Below are 26,594 nucleotides of genomic sequence, written 5' to 3' on the forward strand. Positions count from 1 at the left end.
CCCGGTCCATCCACGGTCCGGTCTACCGGCGGGCCTTGTTGACCTGGAAGGCCCGGGTGACGGTCTGCTTGACCGCGCTGCCGTCGCTCGCCGCGACGCCGGCCCTCAGCGTCGCGTACGAGGCGCCCGCGGGTGCGGTCAGATCCGCGTGCGCCGGCGTTCCGTGCCGGGGGGCGGTGAGCCCGGCCGCGTGCCAGGTGGCGCCGTCGTCCCAGCTGACCTCCAGCCGCGCGGGAGCGACCGCCGCTTCCACGGTGCCCGGTGCGCGCTGGACCGTCACGTCCACCCGGGTCCGGGCGTGCCGGGGGGCGCCGCCGGAGGCGTCGAGGCCGTGCGGGGTGAACCGTACGGCCATGAGCGGCAGGATGGTCCCGGCGCCGTCGTCGGTGTCCGAGTCGAAGCTCCACGCCGACTGCACGCGGGTGGACAGGGCGGCGAAGGTCTGGTCCCGGCCGATGTCCGCGTCGAGCGTGTAGTGGCCGGGACCCGCCGGAACCGGGATGGTCCTGGCGCTGCCGATGGCATTCCACTCACTCACCCGCCGACCGTCCCTCGCCAGGGTCAGGGTGCCGGAAGCGCCCCAGTCGGTGCCGCCCCGGCTGCCGTCGCCGTCGGTGAACCAGGGCGTGCCGGCCCAGACCACGGAGTCGCCGGTCCGGTAGGCGGGCGCCGCCGGCAGCGCCGGTCCGACCACCGCGGCCGCGAAGTCCAGGCGGCTCAGGGCGCGCGGGCCGAACGTCTGCGACGGGGTCGCGAAGGACTGCCGCCCGGCGACCGAGGCCCGGTCCAGCCATTCGCCCGGGGTGCGGTAGTCCCGCACGGTCGAGGGGAAGCCGACCTGCTGGTCGATGAAGACCGGGAGCAGGACATCATCGTCCGGGGCGGCCCCGGTGGTACCGGCGGCGGGTGTGCCCTGGGCGTTGAAGTGGACGCGCACATCGGTCAGTTCGCGGCGCTGGACGGAGAAGGCGGGCCGGGCCGGGACACCGTCGTGCCAGGTGCGGGCCACGTGGTAGAAGAACGGGCTGGGCGACTGCGACGAGGCGCCCTCGGCCGCGAACACGGCGAACGTACGGTAGGTGGCGTCCGCCTCCGCGAACGGCGTCGCGAACAGCGACGCTCCGGCGCGCTCACCGGTCGTGACGACGCTCAGGGTGTACGTGCCGGTGCCGGCGGGCAGTGCGAGCGCGGCCTGCACGGCCGTGGCGCGGGCCGCGCGGTCGTGCACGTCCGCCCGGACCGGGACGGCGGTGCGGGCGTCGAGGTCGACCGTGGTGTCCGCGACGGGGGTGACGGACGTGGCGGCCATCGTGGTGGTGCGTTCCGTGCCGGTGCCACTGTTGATCGTCATGCCGATCCAGTACTGCGCCTCGGGCACGGACGCCGTCGCGGTGCCCTCGTTGATCGGGACCGGGTAGCGGTCGCCGGTCCAGCGGTTGACCAGCATGGCGGTTCCGGTGGCCGGGGCGCCGTCACGCTGCTCCGCGTGGAGCGTCAGCTGATGCGTAGGAATGGTGCTGTTGACACCGAGGATCGTGCGGGTCACGGTCTCGCCGTTCCGCGAGGCGGTGAGGACCGCGGACCACGGGCCGTGCGGCAGCAGGGTGGCTCGGGTGGTGACGGTCGCGGTCGCGGTGGAGTGCGCGGGGACGGTGACCTTGTCGCGGTCGACGGAGAACTGCCCGGCGTTGCCCGGCTGCGCGGTGGGCGACAGAGGCTTGTCGAGGGCGAGGGCGAGCGTCGTGTCGCGGTCACCGGAGTTGCTGAATGTGACGGTGTGCTCGGTGTCGCTGCCCGCGCCGTCGGACCAGCCGGCCGTCGTCGTCAGGTTCGCGGGAGAGGCGAGGACCGTCTGCCGGACGGCGCGGCCCGCGTCCACCCGGCCGGTGCCCTGCTGGTAGGCCGCGCGCTTCGGGTTGGGCTCGGCACTGTTCATGAGCGCGGTCTTGATCTGCTCGCCGTTCCAGCCGGGGTGCGCCTGCGCGACGAGTGCGGCGGAGCCGGCCACGTGCGGCGTCGCCATCGACGTGCCGCTCTTGGCGGTGTGGCCGCCGCCCGCCTTCGCCGCGACGATGTCGACGCCGGGCGCGGTGATGTCGGGCTTCACCGCGTTGTCGCTCGGGCGTGGACCCCGGCTGGAGAACGCCGCCAACTCGTCGTCGGCGTCGACCGCGCCCACGGCCAGCGCGGCGTTCGCGATGGCGGGCGCGCCGACCGTGGAGGTCCCGTACTCGCCGTCGTTGCCCGCGGCGACGACGAAGAGCGTGCCGGTGGTCGCCGACAGGTCGTTGATGACCGCGACCGCCGGGTCCGTCTCGTCCGCCGGGCCGCCCAGGCTCAGGTTGACGACCTTGGCGTGGACGGTGTTGACGGCCCAGTCGATTCCGGCGAGGAGCGCGGAGGTGGGGCAGGAGCCGGTGTTGTCGCAGACCTTGCCGACCGCGAGGGACGCGTCGGGCGCCACACCCCGGTAGGTGCTGTCGACCCCGGCGATGGTGGAGGCCACGTGGGTGCCGTGGCCGTTGTCGTCCTCCGCGTTGTCGCCGCCCAAGAAGTTGGACGAGACCGTCACCCGGCCCGCCAGGTCCGGGTGGTCGGAGTCGTAGCCGCTGTCGAGGACGGCGACCGTGACCCCCTTGCCGGTGTAGCCGTCCTCCCATGCCTGGGGGGCGTTGATCTGGGGGACGCTCTTGTCCAGGGCGACGTGCATCCGGCCGTCCAGCCACAGCTTGTCCGCACCGCCGGTGAGCGAACGGCCGCTGCCGGCGGTCAGGCGCTTCCAGGTGCCGGCGGCGTCGGTGCCGTCGTGCGGGGCGAGTGCGGTCAGGCCGAGACGGGGAATCGCGCGCCCGGGGTGGGCCGCACCGCCGGCCGCGTCGCGGGCTCTGCCCGCGGCGCCCGCGCCCTTGGCGTGCTGGACGATCATCCGCACGGCGCCGGGGGCGCCGACGCCCTTCGTGCCGTATCCGGCGTCCAGCAGCGCCTTCACGTCGAAGAGCCGGGGGTCGAGCCGGCCCGTGGCGAGCAGCGGCTCGGCGTCCGAGGGCACGACGCTGACGTCGCCGTTCCCCACGGAACTGGTGGTGAAGGTGACGTTCTTCCGGCCGGGTCCGGGGGTGAGGGTGGCCGAGCCGATCCGGGCGCCGGAGCGTTCGACGGTCACGGTGTCGCCGGTGGGCAGCGGCACGGTGAACGTGGTGGCCGCCGGCGTACGGGGTTCGGCGGCCGGCCGGGCCGGGTCCGCCGCGTGGGCGGCGGTGGCGGGTATGAGCGCCGCCAGCATGCCGGCGGCGGCCGCGATGGATCTGACGTGCACGAGAACCCCCAAGGGTCGCGGAGCGAGGACGTGCGGAAATCCTGGTAGTGCCTGGGCCATCAACCAGGTTCGTGCGGGAGCGACTTGACTGGCCTTTGCCGGCCAGCCACGGGAGGATGGCCTGCCGCGGGTGTCTCTCAGCGGACTTCGTACGCGCGGACCATCGTCTGGTCCACCCGCGCGCCGTGTCCGTCGGTGAGCGTGACGCGCAGGTGCACGAACGTGCCCGCGGGTGCGTCGCCGGGGACCGTCGCCCGCCACTCGCCGTGGGACCGCCGCACGTCTGCGGCGCGCCAGTCGGTGACCGCGTCCGTGGTGGCCTGGTCACCGTAGGAGTACTGGACTTCGACGTCCGCCAGGGCGGCCGGACCGTCCGCCCCGTCCACGGCGGCGCCGACGCCGACCGTGGTCGGCTCCCCCGCCGGGCGGGAGTTGCGCAGACCGGACGGGAGGTCGAGGACCGGGACCAGGAGGCGCTGGGCACCCTGGTCGGCGGCGCCGGAACGGAAGTCCCACTCGGTGCTGTACGCGAGGCCGGTGCGGTCGGCGGCCGACACGGGCCGCCGCCATGTCTGGCGGTACGTCACATCAGCTGTGTCCTGCGGCAGTTCGAAGACGCCCGAGACCAGGGGCTGCGGTTCGCCGTTCACCAGCAGCTGCCGGGTGCCGTAGTCGTTCCGGCCGGCGGTGGAGTCGTGGCCGCCGGCGTCCCCGAACGGGGCGACGGTGAAGGACAGACGGTTGCTGTCGCGGGTCATCAGCGCGGCGCTGTAGGTGTTGCGCACGGGACCGTACGGCGATTTGTACCAGTACGCCGTGGACTTGCCCTTCCGTGCCTCACGCGGCCCGTCATAGGCGGTGCCGCCGTTCGTGCCGAGGTCGCGGCGCATCAGGGTCGTCCAGGTCAGGCCCTCGCCGCCCGACGGTGTGAAGAACTCGGTGCGCTGCTGCGGGGCGCGCAGCGGCAGTGTCGTACCGCCCGCCCACACGGCCGGCATGCCGGGCAGTCCGACCTTCACGTCGGACCAGTACGTGGCGTCGCCGGTGGCCTGCTGCACGTGGTAGCGGGCGTCGGTGACCGCGAGTTCGCTGTCGCGCACCCGCTGGGGGCCGGGCCGGATCGCGTCCTTCGAGACGTGTGCCAGGTTGTAGACGTACGGGCTCCGGGCACTCGCGGTGCCGGACCAGCCGACCTTCGCTGAACCTGAGCGCGCGGCCTCTGCCTTCAGGGCGAGCGCGTCGTCCCAGGTGATGGTGGCCTGCGGAACACCGCCCTCGGCGCCCGTGATCTGGAAGCGGCCCTGGGTGTCGGGCACGGCGGCCAGGACACCGGCGGCGCCGGCTTTCCGGGCGGCCGCGTCCCAGCCGTAGGAGTTACCGCCGCCGGGGCCCGCGTCGACCAGGGCGACCTTGCCCGAGAGGTCCTGGGCGGCGAAGGCGGCGTCCGTGCCCTTGCCGATCGCGACCACCGCCGCGGAGCCCTTGCCGTCGAACTCCGTGGCCTGCTGTACCGGCAGCGAGTCCAGGACCCTTCCGCCGCCGGAGGTGAACCGGGCGAGCGGCGCGGCCTGCCGGGCCGACGCGAGGAAGGTGACCTTCTCCGCGTGCCGGACCGGCTGGGCGTAGATCGCCTTGGCGTACGACGGGACGGAGGTGGCGTACCCGGCGAGCAGTCGCCCGGTGCCGTCCAGTCCGTAGGTCAGCCCGATCGCGAATCCCCTGGGCAGGCTCGCGCGCTCGGTGTCCCACGCGATCCGCTCGGCGGCGCGCGCGTCCAGGGTGACCGTGGTGTCGCCGGAGACGGTGACCTCCGGCCGGTAGAGCTGGGACACGGAGGCCACGCTGCCGACGTTGCCCGGCTCGTCCCGGGTCATGATCAGGGCGCTGAGGGAGTACGTGCCGAGCGGCACCCGGATCGTGGTGCTGCCCGCGTCCGGGTAGCCGAGGGTGTACCGGGTCGCGGTGTCGCGGTGGTCGTCGAACAGCTGGAACGCCGACGGGGACGCCGCCGGGTCGCCGTGCCGGTCGAGGCCCTTGACGGTCAGGCCGGCGGACGGCACCTCCAGGTGCGCGCCGAACGGGACGGTGACGCGCGCCCCGTGGGCGCCCGTGCCGACGAGGCGTCCGGTGAGCGTGCCGTAGTCACCCGCGTCGAGCTTCACCGCGGGGTCGATACGGACCGGCGCGTCGGCGGTGCCGTGCGCCGGGACCCTGATCCTGGTACGGGCCGGTGCGGCGAATCCCCGGACACGGGAGCCGTCGTCGCCCCGCACATCGCGCACGGCGAGGGTCAGGGTGACGTCCTTGTCCGTGGCATTGGTCAGCGTGACCGCCTTCTCGACCGGCTCCAGCCCGGCCTGCGGGTACGCGAAGTCACCGAGCAGCGGGTTGGGCTGACCGGTCACCGGCTGGGATATCGCACGGGACACGTCCATCGGCCCTGCGCCCTGGTCCAGGACCGGGGCGTCGGTGTCCCTGGCCGACGAGGTGAGCAGCGCCTTGAGCCGGTCCGGCGCGAGGCCGGGGTGCTGCTGGAGGAGGAGAGCGGCGCCGCCCGCGACGTGCGGGGTGGCCATCGAGGTGCCGGACATCGACTGGTATGCCTGGGCGCCGCGTCCGCCCGCGCGGGCTGCGACGACGTCGACGCCCTGGGAGGCGATGTCGGGCTTGGCGTCGATCCCGTCGGCGGAGGGGCCCCGGCTGGAGAAGGGCGCGGTCTCGTTGTGGCGGTCGACGGCGCCGACGGTGAGGGCGCTCGGTGCGCAGCCGGGTGTGGAGACGGTGCCGTGCAGCGAGGCGTTGCCCGCCGCGATGACGAACAGGGCCTTGTCGCCGAGGCGTTGGACCGCTTCGACGTCCGGTCCCGCGCAGCTGGTGGCGCCGTCGGCGCCGAGCGACATGGAGACGACCTTCGCGCCTTCGGAGACGGCCCACTCCATGCCGCTGACGATGCCGCTGAGCGTGCCGGAGCCGTCGTCGCCGAGCACCTTGCCGACGAGCAGTCCGGCCCCCGGTGCCATTCCCGCGTACCGGCCGCCGGACGCGGCGCCGGTTCCGGCGATGGTGGACGCGGTGTGGGTGCCGTGGCCGGTGCGGTCCGCTGCGTCCTGGCCCGTGACGAACACCTTGGTCTGCGTGATCCGGCCGGCGAGGTCCGGGTGGTCCGCGTCCGCTCCGGTGTCCAGGACGGCCACCTTGACGCCGGAGCCGTCGAGCCCTGCCTTGTGGGCGGTGCCCGCTCCGGTGAGCGGGACGGTCGGGGTGCCGGGGGCGCCGGTGGCGGAACCCCTGACCTTGGCGTCCAGCCAGATCTTGGTGACACCGCCGGACGAGCGGGCCGAGGCCTTCGCCGGGGTCAGGTCCTGCCAGGCGTCGGCGGCGGTGTCCTTGGCCACGGCGAGGCCGGCGCCGCCGAGGGAGTCGAGCGTGGTGGTGGTCCGGGTGCCCGGACGGGCGGTGCGCGGCGCTCGGCCGCCCGCGTACTCGACGATCACCGGCATGGTGGCCGAGTGCGCGTCGTCGTATCCGTCCGCGACGAGTCCGCCGATGTCGAAGAGCCGTGCGTCGAGGAGCCCGGCGTCCACCAGCTTCTCGACGCCCTGGGGGAAGACGTAGGTGCGGCTGCCGTCCTGCCAGACGGCGGCGGGGTGGTCGGTGCCGTCCACGGGGCGCGGCGTGGCCGACAGGATCCGGCCGTCGGGAGCCAGGCGCGCTTCGACCACGTCACCGGTGATCAGGGTGACGGTCGCGGTGCGGGCGGACGCCGCGCCGGTGCCGGTCGACGGGGCGGGAGCGATGCCGGCGTGCGCCGCGGGTACGGCGGCGGCCATCAGCGCGACGGTCGCGAGGCCGGCAGCCGTGGACCGCCATGGTCGGGTGCGTCTCACAGGACAGCTCCTGGTCCAAAGGGGTGTTGGACCAGCAGCGTCGCCAATTCCGGATCGCCGTGGGCGCGTTCGGGCTGGCGAGTGAACGCCATGGCGTAATCCCGACATCGACGGCGTCCCGTCGGAGGCGCGTCGCCCCGGTGTGTCGCCCGGTGTGAGTGCTGGGAGTGTCAGCCCGGCACGGCGGCGGGCGGTTCCGGCCTGCTCATCCGGCGGTGCCGGGTTTGACGCCCCATACGTAGACGCGGTCGTCGATCGCGAGGAGGTTCCACAGCTTCGCCGCGTCGTCCACGGTCAGGTTGACGCAGCCTGCCGAGCCCCCGCCGTCGTAGAGGTCGCCGGGGTGGCCGTGGAGGGCTTGTCCGCCGTCGAAGAACTGGGCGTACGGCATGGGGGCGTTGTCGCAGATGGTCGAGACGTGATCGGGAGGACTCGACCGGGCAGTGGCCCGCCGCGTTCGGATCGGGTGCGGCTTCGACGACGAGCACGGTGCGGTACGTGGCGAGGTCGGCGAATCCGAACACGTCGGGGTCGGGGAGTTCGTAGCCGTCGGGTGCTTCGGTCTCGCGCCAGTAGTACGTGCCCACCGCGGTCGTCTCCGCGCAGACTCCCGATGACGGGGTCGTACACGTCGTCACCAGGGTGTCCGGGTCCGTGCCCGAGGTCTGGAGGCCGTCGACCCCGTTGGTCTCCCGCCACAGCTCGAAGTCCGCGCCTGCCGGCGGTGCACCGGAATCGGCGTCCGTCTTCAGTACCCGCACCTCGCCCGTCACCGGGGGCGGACCGTCGCAGTCCGGGAGATCGCCGTTGAACGGGTAGGCCGCCGGCCCCTGGTGGCGGGGCCGGCGGTGCCGGGAAGCAGACCTCAGGGCTGTCCCAGGTCGGACGCAGGTCAGCTCCGGGCCTTCCGCAGAGCCGCCGCGAGTGAGGTGATGGCCGCCGGGTTGCGCGGGCTCTCGACGAGGTCCACGTAGTCGAGGACCACGATGCGGTCGTTCTTGATCGCCGACACATTGGCCAGTGGCGGATAGGACTCCAGGAACTTCCGCTTCTGCTCCGCGCTGGTGTCCCCGTAGTTGTTGATGACGATCACCTCGGGGTCCCGCTCGACGACGGTCTCCCAGCCCACCGTCGTCCAGGTGTCCTTGAGGTCCTTCATGACGTGGTCGCCGCCGGCCCTGGTGATGATGTCGTGCGGTCCGGCGTAGGCACCCGAGGTCAGCGGCTTGTCGCGGCCGTCGTCGTAGAGGAACACCCTCGGCCGGTCGGCGCCCTTCAGGGCGGTCGCCTGCGCCTGGGCGACCTCCTTCCGGAACCGTGCGATCAGGGATTCGGCACGCTTCTCGACGTCGAAGATCTTCCCCAGGTTCCGGAGGTCGGTGTAGAGCGCGTCGAGCGGCGGCATCACCCCTCGCGCCTTCCCCTGCCCGTTGCGGCACGACTCGCTCAGCAGGTAGGAGTCGACGCCCACCTTCTTCAGGGCGGCCGGGGTGAATCCGTCCCCTTCGTTGAAGCCGTAGTTCCAGCCCGCGAAGACCAGGTCGGCGCGTGCGCCGAGGACGAGTTCCTTGTTGATCGTCTTCTTGGACAGCCAGGTGGTCTTCTTGTAGCCGCCCTTCCAGGGGACGGATGTCAGATCGCCCTTGTCGTCGGGCATCACATAGCCCGCCATATGGTCTTCGAGATCCAGGGCGAACATGATCTCGGTGATTCCGACGTCGTTGGTGACCACGCGCTGCGGGGCCTTCTCGTAGGTCTTCCTCTCACCGCAGTTCTCGACGGTCACGGGGTAGTGGCCCCCGGCGGCGGGTGCGCTCTTGTCGTCGTTCCCGTCCTGTGGGGTGATCTCGGCGCCGCAGCCACTGAGGGCCAGGACAGCGGTGAGGGCGAGGCCGATTGCGGCAGGACGTATCGGGCTGGGCATGGTGGCAGTGCTTCCTTAGGAACGGGCGACGGGGAGGAGACGGTCGAAGATCAGCTGTACGGCGCCGGTCTCCGGGTGCGGTACGCGGTGCGCCCGGACGCCGAAGACCTCGGCCAGCAGTTCAGGGGTGAGTACGTCGTGCGGGGCGCCCGAGGCGACGATCCGGCCGCGGTCGATGACATGGAGGACGTCGCAGTGGAGCGCGGCGAGATTGAGGTCGTGCAACGCCGTGAGCACGGTCAGTCCGCTGGCACGCACCAGGGCCAGTACCTCCAGCTGCTGGGCGATGTCCAGGTGGTTGGTGGGCTCGTCGAGCACCAGCGCGCGTGGCTGCTGCGCCATGGCGCGGGCGATCAGGACCCGCTGCTTCTCGCCTCCGGACAGGGTCAGGAAGCCCCGGTCGGCCAGGTGGCCTGCCCCGACCTCCGCCAGCGCCGCCTCACAGGTGCGCCGGTCCTCCTCCGACATGCGCGCCGTCGGTCCCTGGTGCGGCATCCTTCCCATCGCCACGATCTCGGCGACGGTGAAGTCGAACTCGTGACTCGACTCCTGGGGAAGCGCGGCCAGCCGACGGGCGCTCTCCCGCGGACTCAGGGCGTGCAGGTCCTCGCCGCCGATCCGGACGGTTCCGGTGGCGGGGTTCAGCGCCCGGTAGACGCAGCGCAACAGCGTTGACTTCCCGCTGCCGTTGGGCCCCACCAGGCCGACGAGCTGAGCGTCGCCCGCTCGCAGCGTGACGTCCTCCACCAGCCGCGCGCCGGCGATCTCGACCGTCAGCGCGTCGATGTCGATCCGCATCACGCACCCCCGAAGGTGTAGGAGCGGCGGCGCATGAGCAGGATGAAGCACGGCACGCCGATCATCGCGGTCAGCACGCCGAGCGGCAGTTCGGCCGGGGCGAGCAGCACGCGCGAGAGGATGTCCACCCAGATCAGCAGGACGGCGCCCGCGAGCGGTGCGACGGCCAGCAGACGGCGGTGATCCGCGCCGACCAGCATGCGTGCGGCGTGCGGGACCATCAGCCCGACGAAGCCGATCGCGCCGCTCACCGCGACCAGTGCCCCGGTGACCGCTGCGGAGACCAGGAACAGTTCCTTGCGCAGCCTGCCCGCGTCCACTCCCAGGGCGGCTGCGGTCTCGTCGCCCATCGCCAGGGCGTTGAGCCGGCGCGCCGACCACCAGAGGTGGGCGAGGCCGCCGATGGTGGCGCCCGCGGCGATCGGTACGGAGGACCAGGTGGCGCCCCCGAGGCTGCCCAGCATCCACATCATCGCGGAGCGGGCGGCCTCGCCCCGTTCCGCGGCGAACACCATGAACGTCGTGATGGCCGAGAAGCCGTAGTACATGGCCGTGCCCGTCAGGACCAGGCGCAGCGGGGTCAGTCCGCGCGCGGTGCCGGCGACCGCGTATACGAGCATCATCGCGAGGAGCGCGGCGACGAACGCCGCCGTGGACAGCGCCCAGACACCGAATGCGCCGAAGATCCCGAAGATGAGTACGGCGTTCGCGCCGACGGCGGCGCCGGAGGAGATGCCGAGGACGAACGGGTCGGCCAGGGCGTTGCGGACCATGGCCTGGACCGCGACGCCGATCGCGGACAGTCCGGCTCCGACGACCGCGGCCAGCACGGCTCGTGGAAAGCGCAGCTCCCACACGATGGTGTATCCGGCGACTTCGCCGGGAGCGATCCGCTGTCCCGTCAGGCCGGCCCACAGGTAGCGCGACACCTCTCCCCAGGAGAGCCCCGAGGCACCGATTCCGGCGCCGCAGACGAGGGAGAGCGGCAGCAGGACACACAGCGTGATCACCAGCAGGGGCAGGGGTACGCGGCGGGGAGGGGCGGGCCCGCCACCGGCGCGCGCCGCGCGCGAGGGCGGGGCGGGTATGCGTTCGAGGGGAGTGACCACGGTCGGATCGCTTTCACCTCAGGCCGTGCACCTGCACGATCGAAGGAGCGGCCCGGACGCGAGGCGCCCTGTGCAGCACCTCTCGCAGTCCACGGCGAATTGACAGGAGCCTTCACCACCGCGGGTAATCGGGCTCGCGGAGCCATCAGGAGGGCTCCGCCTACCGTTGCGGGTCAGCGCCGGAATTCGACCGGACTTCCCCCGCGGGGCGTGATCAGCTTACGGGTACGGCACGGCGCCCTCCTTTTCGCCCCTGAGCCCCGGGCGCCCCGGAGTACCCCCCGAGCACCCCTGAACGGCCCCCGACCCGACCCGGAGAAGCCCCTGACGGGAGCACCACACGGGCGACGGAGCACGGCCACCCCGGTCTGCTGCTCGGACTGGCGGCTGCCGGTGCGCGACCGCGTTTGACCTGAGTAGACCTGTCTGTCTAGCCTCTTTGAAGAAACTAGACAGACAGGTCTACTCAATGCTCTGGACGGGAATGGTCATGACGAATCCCTCGGTCGTCCCGATATCCAAACCGGCCCGCGCATCGGACGCGGCGCCCGCCGGCCCCGGATCCGTTGCCATACCCGCCGCCATATCCACTCGGGGCCGGCGGCTGCCGCCGAACGTGGCGCTGTACGTACTCGCCTCGATCACCATCTCGTTCCTGGCGGCCTCCAGCGCACCGACTCCGCTCTACGCGGTCTACCAGGCGGAATGGGGCTTCGACCCGATCACCACGACCGTGGTCTTCGGCGTCTACGCGGTGGCCGTGCTGCTCGGGCTGCTCACCATGGGCAAGCTCTCCGACCATGTCGGCAGGCGGCCGGTGCTGCTGGCCGCGCTGGCGGCGCAGGCCCTCTCGATGGTCGTGTTCACCACCGCCGACGGCGTGCCGGCGCTGATGGCCGCCCGGATCGTGCAGGGCCTGTCGACCGGCGCGGCGCTCGGCGCGATCGGTGCGGGAATGATGGACATCGACCGGCCGCGCGGCACGATCACCAACGCGGTAGCCCCGGGCATCGGCACGGCGACCGGCGCGCTGGTCTCCGGACTCGTCGTCCAGTTCCTGCCCGCCCCCACGCACCTGGTCTACCTGGGGCTGCTGGCGGTCTTCGTCGTCCAGGCCGTCGCCGTCGCGCTGATGGCGGAGACGGTGACCCGCAAGCCGGGGGCACTGGCGAGCCTGGCCCCGGAGATCAAGCTGCCGCGCGCCGTACGCCGCCCGATGCTGGTGGCCGCACCGGTGCTGTTCGCCGTCTGGGCGCTGGCCGGGCTGTACGGGTCGCTGGGCCCGTCCCTCGCGCGCCGGCTGACCGGTTCCGGGTCCGAAGTCCTGGGCGGGCTGAGCCTGTTCGTGCTCGCCGGGGTGGCCGCCGTCTCCGTACTGGTCCTGCGCAAGGCGGCGACCCGGACGGTGATGCTCACCGGCATCCTCGCGCTGATCGCCGGGGTGGCCCTCACCCTCGCCTCGATCCGCGGCTCCTCCCCCACCGGCTTCTTCGCCGGCACCGCCCTCGCGGGCGTCGGCTTCGGCAGCGGGTTCCAGGGCGGCATCCGTACGGTCATGCCGCTGGCCCGGCCGCACGAGAGTTCCGGGGTGCTGTCCCTGCTCTTCGTCATCTCCTACCTGGGGATGGGCGTGCCCACCGTGATCGCCGGGTTCCTCGTCGTCCACGCGGGCGGACTCGCCGCCACCGCGCAGGAGTACGGCGTCGCCGTGATCGTCCTCGCGGCGTTCGCGCTGCTCGGGCTGGTGCGCGGCGGCCGGGACGGGGCGGCGGTCCTGCCGGGCGAGCGGATCGGCGGCAGCGCCTGAGGGGTGGCCCCGGGCCGGGGCATAATGTAGACAGATCTGTCTGAAGGAGTGACCGCCATGGCGAGTGTCCGGAGCACCGCGAAGCCGTCGGCGCGCGAGCGCCTGCTCGCCGCCGCCGACGAACTGTTCTACGCCGAGGGCGTGCAGAGCGTCGGAATCGACCGGGTCATCGAGCACGCGGGCGTGGCCAAGGCGTCGCTGTACAACACCTTCGGCGGCAAGGAGCAGCTCGTCCGGGCCTACCTGGACACCCGGCACGCGGCCACCGCAGAGCGGATCACCCGGGCCGTCGCGGAGCACGACACGCCCCGCGAGCAGATGCTCGCGGTCTTCGATTCCCAGGGACGGCAGTTCGACCGGCCCGACTTCCACGGCTGCGCGTTCATCCGCGTCGGCGCGGAGGCCAGCCCCGGCGGACTGGTCCAGGAAGCGGCGGACAGCTTCCGCGGCTGGATGCGCGGACTCTTCACCCGCCTCGCCACCGAGGCGGGCGCCGCCGACCCCGACGCCCTGGGCCACCAGCTCCAGATCCTCTACGACGGCGCCGGCATCTCCGCCCTGATGGACCACGGCTCCGGCGTGGCCGCGGCCACCCGTGCCGCGGCGACCGCCCTGATCGCGGCGGCCACGGGCGCACCCGCCGAGGCATGAACGCCGCCCGGTACGCCCGCGGGCCCCTACCGCGAGCGTGACGGCGTTTCGCCGGCCGGCCGCGGGGCTCCCCAGGCCGCCGCGCACAGGGACTCGGCCACGGCAGCCGTATAACGGGCGGCCGCGAGCCAGTACAGGGCGAAGTCGTCCGTATCGGCAGGCAGGAGGCGGCCGAAGTGGTCCCGGTCGCGGCGGGCCGCAGAGGCGCACAGCGCGGTCAGCAGCCCGGCGGCCGTGTGGAGGCCCGCACGGCTGATGCGGCGGGTCTCGGCGGTGACGTCACCGAGCATGCCGAGGGCGGCCCGGCCCGCCGGGACCGTCTGTTCGACCCGGCGCTCCAGGAGGTAGAGGGGCGAGTGCGCGTCGGACTCCCCGGGCCGGCGCGACGCCAGGTGGACGGGGGCGGCCGGGTCCGGGAGGTCGGCGCGGCGCAGGCGGTCGAGGCCGAGGTCGATCGTGCCCTCGCCGGTGGGGTGCGAGCAGGCGAGAAGGGTGAGCCGGGGGTGAAGGGCGGGCACCAGGCGGCCGATGATCCTCAGCCGGGCCCCCGGCGCCGCAGCCAGCAGCATCAGGTTGTCGCGGTGGGCCAGCGCGGGATCGTCGTCGGCGACGGCGAGCCGGACGTCAATGCCGCCTTCGCACCGCGCGAGCAGGCAGGTGCCGCCGGACTCCCTTACGGCGCCGAGGAGTTCGACGTCCAGGAAGAGCAGGTCGCTGCCGCCGCCGTCCGGGTCCGCGTAGCGGGAGGTGGACCGCAGGGCGCGGGTGGCCTGTTCGGACGGCGGTGTCGCCCACAGAGCTGCGAGCGGCGGCTCGGTCCACGCCGCGCCCCGGGCGGTCACGGCCTTGACGCCCTTCCCCGCGCCCAGTCTGCCGTCCGGTGAGACCGTGGCACCCGAGACCGCCAGACCGGCCCGGCCCAGCTCCCGATGGGTGAGCGCGCTGTCCCCGAGGCGCACCGCCCGGTCGGCCACGCCCAGAGCGCGCCCGACGCCGCCGGGTGCCACGTCGCCGACCGTGCAGAGGCGGCCGTCGGCCCCGGCGACCCAGGTGCGGACGCCGCCGTGCCCCGAGTCCGTGACCACGGGTTCGGTGAACAGTCCGTACAGGCGCAGAGCACCGTCCGGGCTGTACGGACGGCGCGCCCGGCCCCTGACGGTGGCCAGCTCGGCCCCGGACGCCGCCGCCACCCGGTGTGCGGTGCCCAGGAGTTCGGCCAGCGCGGTGACGAGTTCCGCGGTGCGGTAGGACGGGTCCCCGGCGCGGGCCGCGCGCAGCAGCGTGACGACGGACAGCGCGGCGCCCGCGACGCGCGGCAGCTGCCGGAGCCTGGCGGTGTGCGCGGCACGGAGGAGGGCCGCCTGGGTGACGGCACCGGCCCCGTCGACACCGGCCTCCAGCACGGCGGCGCCCGCCGCCCACAGGGCGTCGGCCGCTCCACGCTGGGCGGGGCTCGCCACCTCGGGCGGGGCGGCGGGGTCCGGGGTGGCGGTGGCCGCCGTGGGCGCGTGGTTCGTTACGGGGGTGGGGCCCGTCGCCGAGGCCGGGTCCGTCGCGGGGACGGGTTCCGGGGCAGCCGGGACCGGCTGGTCGGCGGGGTCCGGCACCGGGTCCGCCACGGGGGCGGCGCAGGCGGCGGCCGCGCGGTGGACGCATGCCGGGGCGAGGAGGCAGCCGCAGGTGATGGCGTCCGGCGTCGCCACCGCACCGCTCGGGGCATGCAGGCGCAACTCGGTCTCGTCGTCGACCTCGATCGTCACCGTGTCCCCGTCGCGGTATGTCGGACGGGCGCCGAGTTTGGTGACCGCGGCGTCCAGCCGCTTGCGCAGCCGGGGCGAGAGATCCTCCACCAGCGTGGCCGTGACCTCCGGCGCGACGGGTGGCAACTGAGCGGCGGTCATGCGGTCTTCTCCCCTATCCAGCGGGCCAGTTCGAGCGGGCTGAGGGCCGCCACGGGCATACCGGCGGCCACCAGCTGACCGGCGACGCCCGTCGAGTAGCGGGGCCGGCCGGCGTCGTCGAGGCTGGCGCACCCAAGGACGTGGCAGCCCGTGGTCACCAGGGCCCGCACCTCGGCCAGCAGTCCGCCGAGCGGCGCGCCCTCCTCGAAGTCGCTGATCACGACGACGAGGGTGCGCGAGGGCACCTCGATCAGGCTGCGGGCGTGCCGCAGCCCGGCGGCGATGTGCGTGCCCCCGCCCACGCTCACCTCCAGCAGGAGGGAGAGGGGGTCGTGAACATGGCCGGTGAGGTCGACGACCTCCGTGGAGAAGGCCAGGAAGTGAGTGCTAAGGGCCGGCACCCCGGCGAGCACGGAGGCGGTCAGCGCGGACCAGATCGTGGAGGCCTCCATGGATCCGGAGACGTCCGTGACCAGGATCAGGCGCCAGTCGGCCGACCGGCGGGCGCGGCTGCGGAACACCGGCTTCTCGGGGATCACCCGGACCGTTCCGTCGGCCGTCCGGCGGGCGGTGGCCAGGTTGGCGCGCAGCGTGCGCGGCAGGTCAAGACGGCCACCGGGGCGGCGGGTGGGCCGGGCCGTCATCGCACCGGTGAGGGCGGGGCGCAGCCGGGTGGCGAGCTGCCGGGTCAGTTCGCCGACCAGGCGGGCGACCAGGGGCCGGAGCGCCGCGAGTCGGGCCTCCGGGAGCCCACCGGCGTACCGCAGGATCGTCCTGAGCAGTTCCACGGAAGGGGTGGCGGCCGCCGGGTCGAGTTCGGCGAGGACGTCCTGCCGGCCTGCCCCGGCCGCGGCGGCGAGGACCTCCTCGCGGACGCCGGGGCCGAACAGCGCGGCCAGTTCCTCCGACCACTCGCGGACACCGGGGAACGAGGGTTCCCGGCCGCCGCCCGAGCCGCCACCGGGACCGGGCAGGCCGCCCCGGGATCCCTCCCCGTGTCCCGCACCGTAGAGCTCGTCCAGAGCGGTCGCCAGGCGGGCGGCGCCGGACGGCAGCCGGTCCGAGCGCCGGCCGAGCACGAGCCGCCACCGGTCGGCGGAGGCGAGGGTCCGCGTGGGGGTGGCGTCGGTGATGGGCTCGGGGGCGGCATCGGTGATGGGCGCGGTGGCCGGTGCGGGGGTGGACTCGGTTGCGGCTCCGCTGGTGGGGCAGGTTGCGGCGGGCAGCGGTGGGAGGCGGTCGTCGTGCGCGGGTGGCGGGACGGGCAGGCCGAGGCCGGTCAGGAGCTCGCGGGCCGCGAGGTCGGCGGCCGTCCGGCGGGCCAGCTCCGCCGGATCATCCGCGTCGAGGTCGTCCACCCGTTCGCCCAGCCGCTCCTCGACGGTGTCCAGCAGCCGGTCCCGGGCGGCCGGGCTCAGGGTGTCGAAGCCACCTCGCAGGGCCGGCAGCCGGGCCAGGAACGCGGTGTCGTCCAGCTCGACGACCCGGTGCAACAACGGGTCCAGGGCGCCGACGCCGACGGTCAGCAGCGGGCCCGCCACCGTCAGGACGCCGGTGAGGCGGGCGGTGAGCGCGGCCCGGGAGGCGCCGTCCACGGCTCCGTCCACCCAGGAGGCGACACGCCCCCCGAAGCTCTCTGCCTCTTCGTGGCCCGTGAGCACCCTGACCGCTCCGGCGGCCGCGGCGATCAACGGCGTCCCGTCCGCGGCCAGCCGGGCGAGGGCGTCGGTGAGCCGGATGCCGCCCACCCGGTCGGCCCGCTGGGACAGTTCGAGCAGCGCCCGCGCGTCCCCGGGCTCCTCCGAGCCGGTCAGTCCGTCGACCTGGCGGACCGCGGCCGAGGTCAGGAGTTCGGCCGCGTGCGCGGTGCGGGCGGCACGGGCGGCGGCGGTGGCATCCGGGTCCTGGTAGCCGTCGGACGCGGCCGGGCCCGGCAGGTGGCCGGCCGCGATGCGGTCCAGCAGGTCGAGCCCGCCCAGGAGTTCGGGAAGGGTGCCGCTCGCGGGGAGTACGGACGTCAGCTCCGTCAGCCGTTCATCGGCCAGGGCGGGGAGCCCGCACTCGGCGGCCTCCGTGAGGCCCCGGACGACCTGGGCGGCCGTCGGACCGTCCGCCGCGCACTCCGCCGCGTGCCGCTGCCGCAGCACGCCCTCGGCCGCCTGGACCGGGGTGACGCCGCGGGCCCCGGCCGCGGTGAGCATCGCGGCCGTCGCCGGGGTCCACCGCACCTGCCAGCGCGTGGTGAGCCCTTCGGTGCCCGCCGCGCCGGACACCCGCTGCTCCTGCGCGTAGGGGATGCCGCACACCGTCAGCCTGCGCAGCAGCAGTTCGCGACGCCCGTCCAGGGTGGAGCGCGCCGGGTCGAGCCGGAGGTCGCGCGGGGTCTTCTCGTGCGCGTCCTGCGGACCGGGGAGGGCGAGCGCCGCGGCCGCGGCCTCGACGGCGGGGGCCAGCCCGCTGCGCGGGGCGGCGGGGGCTGGGCGGCCGGTGCGGGTTCCGACGAGTACGCGTTCGAGGGCCAGGGCGACGGCGCGTCCCGTGCCGTAGGTCTCGCCGCGCCCCAGCACCGTCTGCACGGCCTCCAGGAGTTCGCCTCGGCCGGGGGCGGGCAGGTCGCGCAGGCGGGCCAGATCACCGGCGACCCGGACGATCTCCCGGCCGTCCGCCGGGCCGTAGGGGTGGCCCTGTTCCCGCAGGGCGGCGCAGATGCGGACCGCGGTGCGGATCAGTGCCTCGTGCAGCGCGGCCGGGTCCCCGGCGGCGTCCAGGACGGTGTGCTGCCACTCCGGGTCCCGGATGCCGGCCGGGTAGCCGGACCGCGAGTCGAGCAGCGGGTACGTGTACGGGATCAGGGAGACCGTGCAGGCGGCTGGGCCAGTGGCCCCGGCGGTTCCGGCGGCCCCGGCGGTTCCGGCTGTTCCGGCTGTTCCGGCGGCCCCGGCGGCCCCGGCGGTTCCGGCTGTTCCGGCTGTTCCGGCGGTTCCGTTAACCCCGGCCGCCCCAGCAGCCCCGGAGACCCCGGCAGCCCCCGCGCCCCCAGCAGCCCCCATGGCGGACGGCAGCAGCGCCGGGGCGTGGAAGGCGCCCACCACCACGGCGGGCCGTTGCCCGCTCGCCAGGGCCTGCGCGACGTGTCCGCGCATCCACGCCTCGCGCGCCAGGTCCGTACGGTGCACCCCGCCCCGCGCCTCGGACTCGTGGCGCAGTGCCCAGCCGGTGAGCAGGGCCGCACGGCGGAGTGCCTCGGGTGTCGAACCCGGCGCGAGGGTCTCCACCAGCCGGTCCCACAGGTCGTCACCGTCCCGGCCGGTGAGCCGGGACCTGAGCGCGTCGGACAGTCCGAGCCCCTCCCCCGGTGTGGGTACGGAGTCGGCGCCCGGGACCGGGGCGGGCGCGGGGGTGTCCGGGCCGCCCACCGCCCACGCCCGGTCGGCCAGCGGCAGGTCGCAGGCCACCGCCGGGACCCCGTTTCTCGCCGCCCAGCGCAGCGCGGCCAGTTCGGGCGAGAAGTCCGCGAACGGGTAGAAGGCGGGCCCCCGTTCGTCGGCCGGACCGGCTCCTGGCCCCTCTGCGGACACGGCGGCCAGCGCCACCGGGGCCTCGGTCTCCTCGTGGGCGAGCCAGCCCAGCCAGGGCTGGAACTCGGCGGGCAGCTCGACGAGGAGGACGTCCGGGGCCGCCGCGTCCAGCAGGGCCGGGAGGGCGGCCGCCAGCGAGGGCGCGTGGTGGCGCACCCCGATCAGGAACGGCGCCCCGGGCCCGGTCGCCGCGAGCGCCGCCACAGCGGCCTCCGGGGTGGCGGGCCCGGCCGCCGTGTCCCGCGCCGAAGGGACGGCGTTCTCGGGGATGGTCGACTCGATCATCCGTCAGTTCTCCAGCACCGAGCGCAGGTCCCACAGGGCACGCCAGGTGGCCGCCCCCTGCTCCGCACGCCTGCGCACCGGCCCGTCCCAGTACCCCAGCAGCCGTGCCGCGTCGGCGGGGTCGTCCTTCCTGACGACACCGAGCAGATGGCCGGGCAGGAGGGAGAGCACATCACGGTCGCCGGGGAAGTAGGCGGCGGCCAGGCCCAGCGCGCCCGCCACGGAGACCGCCTCCGCCGTACTCATCACCGTGGAGGGGCGCTCGACCTCCCAGCCCTCCGCAGAACGGCCATCGCGCAGGTCCCGGAAGGCGGTGACCAGGGCTTCGAGGACCGCGTCGTCCACCTGGAAGGCGGCGCCCACGCGTTCGACGGCCGCCCGCGACTGGCGCCGGACGAGCGCGGTCTCTGCGTCCACGTCCCCGATGGGGCCCACGGTCTCGAAGTTGAAGCGCCGTTTCAGGGCGGCGGACATCTCCGAGACGCCCTTGTCGCGCAGGTTGGCGGTGGCGATGAGGGTGAAGCCGGGGGCGGCGTGCACCTGGGCGCCCTCGCCGCCCGCGAGTTCCGGGACCGCGATCCGCCGCTCGGAGAGCAGCGACACCAGGGCGTCCTGGACCTCCGGCAGGCAGCGGGTGACCTCCTCGACGCGGGCGACGGCCCCCCGGGTCATCGCGGCGAGCACCGGGGAGGGCACCAGGGCCTGCTGGGTGGGGCCCTGGGCGAGCAGCAGCGCGTAGTTCCAGCCGTACTTGAGCTGGTCCTCCGTGGTGCCCGCGGTGCCCTGCACGGTGAGCGCGCTGGTCCCGCAGACGGCCGCCGACAGCAGCTCGGAGAGCATGGACTTGGCGGTGCCGGGTTCGCCCACGAGCAGCAGCCCGCGCTCTCCGGCGAGGGTGACCACGCACCGTTCGACCAGGGCGCGTTCGCCGACGAACTTCTGCTCGATCACCAGTCGGCGCGGCACTCCGGCGCCGGGCCGGGCGCCCTTCGGCAGGCTCAGTGCCTCGCCCGCGCTGCCCATCACGAAGGCGACGACGGCGCGCGGGGTGAGCAGCCAGCCGGGTGGGCGGGGCCCGGAGTCGTGGGCGGCGAGGAAGGCCAGTTCGGTGGCGTACCGGTCCTCGGGCGGGGTGACCTGGCGGTGTTCTCGGCCGGGGGGCGTCGCCCGGTCCGGGGCGCCGTCGGCCGTGGTGGTGTCCACGGTGGTGGTCGTGGTGTCGTTTGTCATCGGCGGCGGCCCTTCCGGGGTGCGCGGGTGTCCAGTTCTTCGAAGGCCGGGGCGTCGCCGCCGCGGACCCGTGCCCAGGCGGCTGCGAACAGCTCGGGCACGGGGAGGTGGGGCAGGGTCCGGGCCGACCCGGCCACGGGGTACAGGCGTTCCTTCCAGGTCTCCAACGGCAGCCCGGGGGCGCCGCGTTCGAGCCAGCCGCAGGGGAGGAACAGGGTGCGGCCGGCGCGGGAGCGCTTCGCCTCCACGACGAGGGCGGTGGCGGCGAGTTCCGCGCGGGCCCTCTTGACCCGGGCCGGCTTCCACTCGGTCCAGCGGACGCAGTTGCGGTCCGTCGGGTCGGGCAGGGCGAGCAGCATCAGGTAGAGGGCGGCCGCGTCCGCGCTCAGGCCGAGGGTGTCGGCGGCCTCGGCCACCAGGTCCGGCACCGCACGCGTCGGGTCCTGGGCCGGGTGGTGCGGGGGGCCGTCGGGGGCGCCCGCGGAGGCCAGCGCGTCGGTCTCCTCGCCCAGCAGTGCGCGCAGGGCGAGCAGATCGCCGGTCCCGTAACCGCCGACGGTGCCTTCGACGAGGCCGAACGCCGGGTCGTCCGGGCCCGCCAGTCCGGCCGGGCGGATCAGCAGCTTCTCGCTGTCGCCGTGGCCGGGGGCGAGGAGCAGCGCCGTGCCGGCCCTGACCAGCCCGTCGGGCCCGGCGCCGCCGGACTCGGGGAGCCCGTGGGCGGCGCGGATCACGGGGCCGATCGAGTGTCCGGACTCGGTCCAGTCCAGGCCGAGGTCGAGCACCAGGCCGGGGTCGGCGAGGCGGCCGCGGACGGCTGCCAGCCCCGTGGGCAGGTGTGCCCGCAGCGGATGCCCGTACGGCAGCGTGTAGGCGAGGGTGCGCAGGGCGGTCAGGGCGGTGGAGACCGCACCGCGTGCGCCCACCCGGCGCAGGGCCGGGCGGCCGGTGCCGTCCTCGATATCGGTGCCGTGGCTGAGCCAGGCCCGGGAGCCCGCGTTGAGGATGAGGTCGACGGCGCCCGGGGTGGTACCGGACAGGTCGAGGTCCAGTTCCTCCGGGACCCGGACGAGAGAGGCCAGGCGTTCCTGCCAGACCTCGGTGGCGGCCGGGACGTCGGGGCCCGTGGACCACAGCTCTGCCGGGTCCGCGGGCAGCAGTGCCTGGAGCAGGGCGTGCCGGTCGTCGCGGGGCAGGGCGTTCAGCCTGCCCTGGGCCGCTTCAAAGGCACGCGTCTTCGCCCCGAGCAGCGCGAGCGCCTCTGCTCCGGGCTCCTCGACGGCTGCGGAGAGCAGGGCGAGGGACTGGAGCGCGCCGATTCCGGTGGCCGTGTGGAACGCCTGCGCCGCCTCGGGGCGCCAGGGTGCGGGGCCCTGCTCCCGTACCAGGGCGATGAGCCGGGTGAGCCGGTCGCGGGCGATGCCGTGCCGGTACACGTGCTCGTGGTCCAGGGTGAATCCGGGGACGGGGCCGAAGGCGCCGGCCGGGTCGTGGTCGAGGGCGAGCCAGCGTTCCGCGTCGCTCCGGTAGTTCCGGCCGCGGTGGGCGAGGATCACGACGGTGCGGGCGCCCCTGCGCAGCACCTGGCCGAGGCGGTGCACGGCCTCCGGGCGTCCCGTCCCGGATGTCCCCACGCCGAACGGCTCGACGAGCTCCACCTGCCGCACTGTGCCCGCCGGCTCGGCCAGCGGGCCCGCGGCGAGGGTCTCCAGGAGCACGAGGAGTCCGGCGCGGTGCTCGGGGGAGGTGGTCGCGGAGGCGGCCCGGTAGGCCAGTTCGGGCAGGTTGTCGAGGAGGGAGGCCCAGGTCAGGGCGTCGCTCGGCACGGTGTACTCGTCGCGCTGCCAGCCGTCCGCAGAGGTGAACGGGGCCTTGGACGTGATGGACGGACCGAACGCGGGCTCGCCGCCGAGTACATGGTTGACGGCGAGGATCTGCCGGATCACGGTCCACCGCTTCCCGGCTCCCCACCAGCCGCCGCGCATCCGCTCGGAGTCCCAGGCGGAGGCGGTCTGCAGGGTCGTGTCGTCGCCGTGCTCGGGCTCGTGTTCGAAGAACATGCCCTGGATGCGCGCGGTGTTCCGGGACGTGGCCGGCTGCGCGGGCTTGGGCGGTTCCAGGTACCGGGCGGCCGACGCGGCGCGGTCCACCGCGTCCCGGACGACGGCGGTGACGCCAGCGAGGAGCCGTGCGTCGGACACCTCGGGCAGCACCCGGGCCATGGCCTCCTCGCTCAGCTCCCGCGCCGAGGGCCCGGTGTACTCCTGGGCGGCCCGGAACGCCTCCAGGTGCCGGGCGACGGCGGCGGCGACCACCTCGAACAGCTCCCCCGCCCGGGAGCCGGTCAGGTTCCGCAGGGCGGCGGAGCCCCGCTCGTCCCTCGGGCGCAGCGCGTGCCAGTAGGCGACGGGAGGCACATACGGGGTGCCCGCCGCGTCGTTCCCGCCGGAGGAGTCGGTGGTGACGGACCACAGGATGCCACCGGCTCCGTCCGCGTCCGCCGGGTGCGCCGCGACGGAGCGGTGGTAGAGGGCCACCAGGGGCCGTGACCCGCCGGGCAGGGTGAGTGCGCCGAGCGGCACCGGGGACCCGCCGTCGGGCAGCGGGTGCGGCAGGGTGACCGTGTGGCCGTCGGGGGTGCCGGCGACGATCCGGTGCCCGTCGGCGGGGGCGGCCGTGCCGGGCTCGGTGGCCGTGCTGCGGACCCAGCGGCCGAGGACCGTGCCGTCCGTACCGAACGGGGTTTTCTCCAGGCCGGGTTGGAGGGGCAGCACCTGGCAGTGCTCGGCGAGCAGCCGGGTGCCGTCCCGCACCCCGGAGCGGAGGAAGGCGGGCAGGGACGCCCGGCCGTGCGTGCCGGTGGCCGGGTCGTATTCCAGCCACACCCGCTGCGTGCCCTGGTGGCCTTCCCGCCAGAGACCGGTGCCGTCGGAGATGACGGCGCGCTGGGGCGGCAGGGAGGTGTCGCCCGCGTGCAGGGCCTTGCCCCCGGTGGCGCGGCCGCCGCCGGGCAGCGGCAGGCAGACCTGATCCGAGGGGCCGGAGCCGCCCCAGCGGGGTATCTGCTCGCCGCCGACGGTGAACGGTTCTGCGGGGCGGTGCGACCAGTAGCCGCGCGACTTGCCGTCCTCCCACCACATGACCAGCAACTCGCCGTCGACATAACGGAAGGCGAGCGACCGCCAGTGGTCGACGGCGGCGGGCAGCCGCAGCGTGTGCCGCAGCAGCACGCCTTCCGGGCCGACGACGACGGCCCGTTCGAGCGTGTTCAGGATCAGCGCGGGCCAGGCGCCGGTGACCCCGACGCCTTCAGAGCGGCGGCCCCGCCGCTGCACGCCGGCGGATTCGGCGGCCAGTTCGGCGTAGGCCGTATCGAGCGCGGCCCAGCCCAGTTCGTCGAGGACACCGGTGCGCAGGGTGGCCGCGAGCAGCGGCACGACCTCGTGGCCCCTGAGCAGCCGCACGGCCTCCGGGGCGACGTCCGCGATCACGGTGCGGAAGAACGAGAGCCTGTTGAGGGCGGATTGCAGCCCGGGGAGGCCTCGCGCGGCCGTGTACTCCTCCGCGCAGGCGGTCAGCCACTCCCGCAGGATGCCGGAGAGCACGGGGTGCGCCGCCAGCTTCGCCAGGCCGGCGTCGCTCAGCCGCTGGCCGTACCCGTCGCCGAGTTCGCCGACGGTCCTGCGCAGCAGGGCGCGGAAGGCCGGCTGTCCGGAGACGGCGGTGAGGTCCCGCGCGCCGGGCGCGGTGTCGGTGAGCCAGGAGCCGAGCGGAACACCGGGGCCCTGCCTGGTGCCCGCTTCCCGCTCGTCCGGTTCGGCTACGGGGATGCCGGAGGCCAGGCAGAGGTCGAGGAGGTCCAGGTCGGCGTTGCGCTGCCAGCGGCCCTGGAACAGTTCGACGGGGCGCCCGTCGGCGCGCAGCCGGTCCGCCATCCGGGCGGCCAGGTCGAGGGTTCCCGAGCTGCGGCCCGCGGTGGCCCGGTTGCGCCGGCGGTGTGCCTCCCAGCGGGCGAGCCAGTCCGCCGGGGAGACGGCGGAGGCGGACGCAGCGGACGCGACGGACGCGACGGAGTCGGCGGGAGCGTTCCCCGCCGGGTCCGGGAGGCCGGTCAGCAGCTCCTCCGCGCCGGACTCGGCCAGCAACGCGAGCCAGTCGGATTCGCCGGCCTTCTCCCGGCGGTCCTCGCTGAAGGTCTCCGGGAAGAAGCCGAGGAGCCGGGCCCGCACGGACGCGTCCTGCTCAGCGAGGCCGACGATCGCGGAGCGGTAGGCGGCCCAGAACGAGGCGGGGGCGCGGACGACTCCCGGGGCGGCGATCAGATCGGCCACCAGCTCGCGCTCTGCGGCCTCCCGGTCCAGACCGGCGGCCTTCACCAGCGCGCGCACGTCCTGCGGCAGCGCCGCGTACGGGGGCATGCCGGCCGCGCAGCGCTCGACCAGCAGCCGGCGGAACTGCGCCCAGGCGTCAGCCGGTTCGAGCCGGGCCACCAGGTCACGCACGTACTGCCGCAGTGCCTTGACGGTGAGCGCGCCGGCGAAGGCGAACTCCAGGAAGACGGCCCGCTGCCGGTCCTCGTCCACGACCAGCCCGTGCACCCGCTCGGCCTCGCGGGCCTTGCCGAAGAAGGAGGCGGCGTAGCTGGTGTTCTCGGCCTGGAGGAAGAGGCGCGCCACCTGCTCGTAGTAGGTGGGGAGGAAGTGGGGTACGGCCCGGCCGAGCCGGGTGCCGAGTGCGTCGAAGCCCTCCTTGGCCGCTCCGGCGCGGGTCCTGGCCTGCCGGCCCAGCCGCTCGATGTCCTTGACCAGGGCCAGGGCGTGGTGGCCGTTGGCCGGGTCGTTGACCAGCGCCCAGGCGGGGAAGCCCAGCGCCTCGCGGCGCACCTGGCCGACGACGGGCGCCTCCTGCGACCGGGCCAGCCCGAGGAACTCCAGGGCCAGGTCCTCGGCTTCACCGAGGGTGCCGGGCACGAGCCGGACCACGGTGCGGTCACCGAGGGCGCTGTGCGTGTAGGTGCGGGCGGTCAGCGCGTCGGCGTCGTCCCGCTCCGTGGTGCCGGCCGGGAGGATCGCGCCCGCGTCCAGCAGAGCCGCCGCGCGGGCCTCGGCCACGGGGCCCCGGGCCTGGGCGGGGAGGGCGGCAGTGCCCGCCGCCGTCGTGTCCGTGTGGGTGTTCGTCGTCGTGGTGCTCATGCCGCCCGCTCCTCGTCCGCCACGTCGCGTCCGGCGTAGAGCGCCGCCGCCATGCGCATACCTTCCGACCACGCGACGGGGCCGACCTCTGCGGCCGTCAGCGCGCGCCCCGCGGGGTCGGTCCAGCCCAGGGAGCCCGTCTCGGTGCCGTACTCGTCGTATCCGTCGTGCTCACCGATCCAGATGCGCGCCTCGGTCGTGGCACCGTCCTCGACGACCGGGCAGACCGCGTATCCGCCGCGCGAGCGGTATCCGAGCTGGGTCACGCGGCCGTGCAGGAAGCGCAGTTCCTTGAACACGCCGCCGGCGTAGGTCTCCACGGACGTGGTGTCCGGGCCGAGGCCGGGCGGACGGCTCCACACCTCGCGGAACAACTGGCCCACGTTCTGACGCACCTCCAGTTCGACCGCGAACTCCCGCAGCTCGTCGAGGTCGTCGAGGAGGACGGGGTGCGGCACGCGGACGACGTCCGGGGTGATCCGGACCGTATCGCCGTCCAGGTCGACGAGGCCGAGGCCGCGCTCGGGATCGACATCACGCAGGAACCCGGCGACCCCACCGTCCACGCCGGTGATCACCACGTCCCGCAGGGCCGTCTGCCACGCCGGGTCGGGCCAGACCCGGGCGAGCACGGCGGTGGGAACGGGCAGCGAACGCACCATCCACTGCTCGACGTCGGTCAGGCACTGGTGTGCGTGCTGCTCCAGCCACTCGGTCAGCTGCCGGAGTCCGACGACCGCCGGGTCGTCCTTCAATCTGGCCGGAACGGACTTCAGCCGCCGGCCCTTCCCATTGCGGCAGACCACCGTGCCCGCCTCCAGGGCGACTTCGTAGTCGCCCGCCGGAACCCACCCCATGCGCTGTTCTCCCCATTGTTCCGAACGGCCGCCGAACCGGCGGCACACGCCGATGAAAC

The 26,594-nt window shown here is 74.5% G+C and carries 12 protein-coding genes, 2 pseudogenes and 1 riboswitch; of the genes and pseudogenes, 2 read left to right on the forward strand and 12 right to left on the reverse strand.

From position 1 onward, the window contains the following. Positions 1-22 precede the first annotated feature (22 nt). The 7 genes and pseudogenes from ACZ601_RS04915 to ACZ601_RS04945 form a co-directional block, all read right to left on the reverse strand. Positions 23-3,316, reverse strand: a complete 3,294-nt coding sequence (locus ACZ601_RS04915) for a S8 family serine peptidase (protein ID WP_469533006.1) — start codon at positions 3,314-3,316, stop codon at positions 23-25. A gap of 137 nt (positions 3,317-3,453) precedes the next feature. Further along, on the reverse strand, positions 3,454-7,203 hold the full coding sequence (locus ACZ601_RS04920) for a S8 family serine peptidase (RefSeq protein ID WP_469533007.1): 3,750 nt from the start codon (positions 7,201-7,203) through the stop codon (positions 3,454-3,456). Between the two features lie 205 nt (positions 7,204-7,408). Beyond that, positions 7,409-7,687, reverse strand: a pseudogene (locus ACZ601_RS04925) (L,D-transpeptidase); the annotation flags it as partial. A gap of 106 nt (positions 7,688-7,793) precedes the next feature. Next, positions 7,794-7,976: pseudogene (locus tag ACZ601_RS04930) on the reverse strand (hypothetical protein); the annotation flags it as partial. A 119-nt stretch (positions 7,977-8,095) separates the two neighbouring features. Beyond that, on the reverse strand, positions 8,096-9,127 hold the full coding sequence (locus tag ACZ601_RS04935) for an ABC transporter substrate-binding protein (protein ID WP_440575008.1): 1,032 nt from the start codon (positions 9,125-9,127) through the stop codon (positions 8,096-8,098). 15 nt (positions 9,128-9,142) lie between these two features. After that, positions 9,143-9,925, reverse strand: a complete 783-nt coding sequence (locus ACZ601_RS04940) for an ABC transporter ATP-binding protein (RefSeq protein ID WP_469533010.1) — start codon at positions 9,923-9,925, stop codon at positions 9,143-9,145. After that, on the reverse strand, positions 9,925-11,034 hold the full coding sequence (locus ACZ601_RS04945) for a FecCD family ABC transporter permease (protein WP_469533013.1): 1,110 nt from the start codon (positions 11,032-11,034) through the stop codon (positions 9,925-9,927). The genes ACZ601_RS04940 and ACZ601_RS04945 overlap by 1 nt, the downstream gene beginning before the upstream one ends. Before the next feature lie 102 nt (positions 11,035-11,136). Next, a riboswitch (cobalamin riboswitch) is annotated at positions 11,137-11,282 on the reverse strand. Between the two features lie 242 nt (positions 11,283-11,524). Between ACZ601_RS04945 and ACZ601_RS04950 the strand changes: the two genes are divergently transcribed. Beyond that, entirely contained in the window at positions 11,525-12,841 is a 1,317-nt protein-coding gene (locus ACZ601_RS04950) for an MFS transporter (protein ID WP_469533016.1), read from the forward strand. 57 nt (positions 12,842-12,898) lie between these two features. Then, positions 12,899-13,492: a TetR/AcrR family transcriptional regulator gene (locus tag ACZ601_RS04955; RefSeq protein ID WP_440579169.1), complete on the forward strand. Its 594-nt coding sequence runs from the start codon at positions 12,899-12,901 to the stop codon at positions 13,490-13,492. Positions 13,493-13,518: 26 nt separating this feature from the next. Here ACZ601_RS04955 and ACZ601_RS04960 read toward each other — a convergent pair whose 3' ends face one another. From ACZ601_RS04960 to ACZ601_RS04980, 5 genes are read right to left on the reverse strand one after another with little or no spacing between them, the layout of a single operon-like run. After that, positions 13,519-15,393, reverse strand: a complete 1,875-nt coding sequence (locus ACZ601_RS04960) for a hypothetical protein (RefSeq protein ID WP_469533019.1) — start codon at positions 15,391-15,393, stop codon at positions 13,519-13,521. After that, complete coding sequence (locus tag ACZ601_RS04965; protein ID WP_469533022.1) at positions 15,390-19,256, reverse strand: vWA domain-containing protein; 3,867 nt, start codon at positions 19,254-19,256, stop codon at positions 15,390-15,392. Before ACZ601_RS04965 ends, ACZ601_RS04960 begins: the two co-directional genes overlap by 4 nt. Before the next feature lie 3 nt (positions 19,257-19,259). After that, the gene (locus tag ACZ601_RS04970; RefSeq protein WP_469533025.1) at positions 19,260-20,486 is read right to left on the reverse strand and encodes an ATP-binding protein; all 1,227 of its coding nucleotides are present in this window, start codon (positions 20,484-20,486) and stop codon (positions 19,260-19,262) included. After that, positions 20,483-25,678, reverse strand: a complete 5,196-nt coding sequence (locus tag ACZ601_RS04975) for a hypothetical protein (RefSeq protein ID WP_469533027.1) — start codon at positions 25,676-25,678, stop codon at positions 20,483-20,485. The genes ACZ601_RS04970 and ACZ601_RS04975 overlap by 4 nt, the downstream gene beginning before the upstream one ends. Beyond that, positions 25,675-26,535, reverse strand: coding sequence for a DUF4132 domain-containing protein (locus tag ACZ601_RS04980; RefSeq protein WP_469533030.1), 861 nt, complete (start codon positions 26,533-26,535; stop codon positions 25,675-25,677). The genes ACZ601_RS04975 and ACZ601_RS04980 overlap by 4 nt, the downstream gene beginning before the upstream one ends. Between the last annotated feature and the right edge of the window lie 59 nt (positions 26,536-26,594).

It is taken from the genome of Streptomyces sp. NPDC104307, from assembly GCF_055584045.1.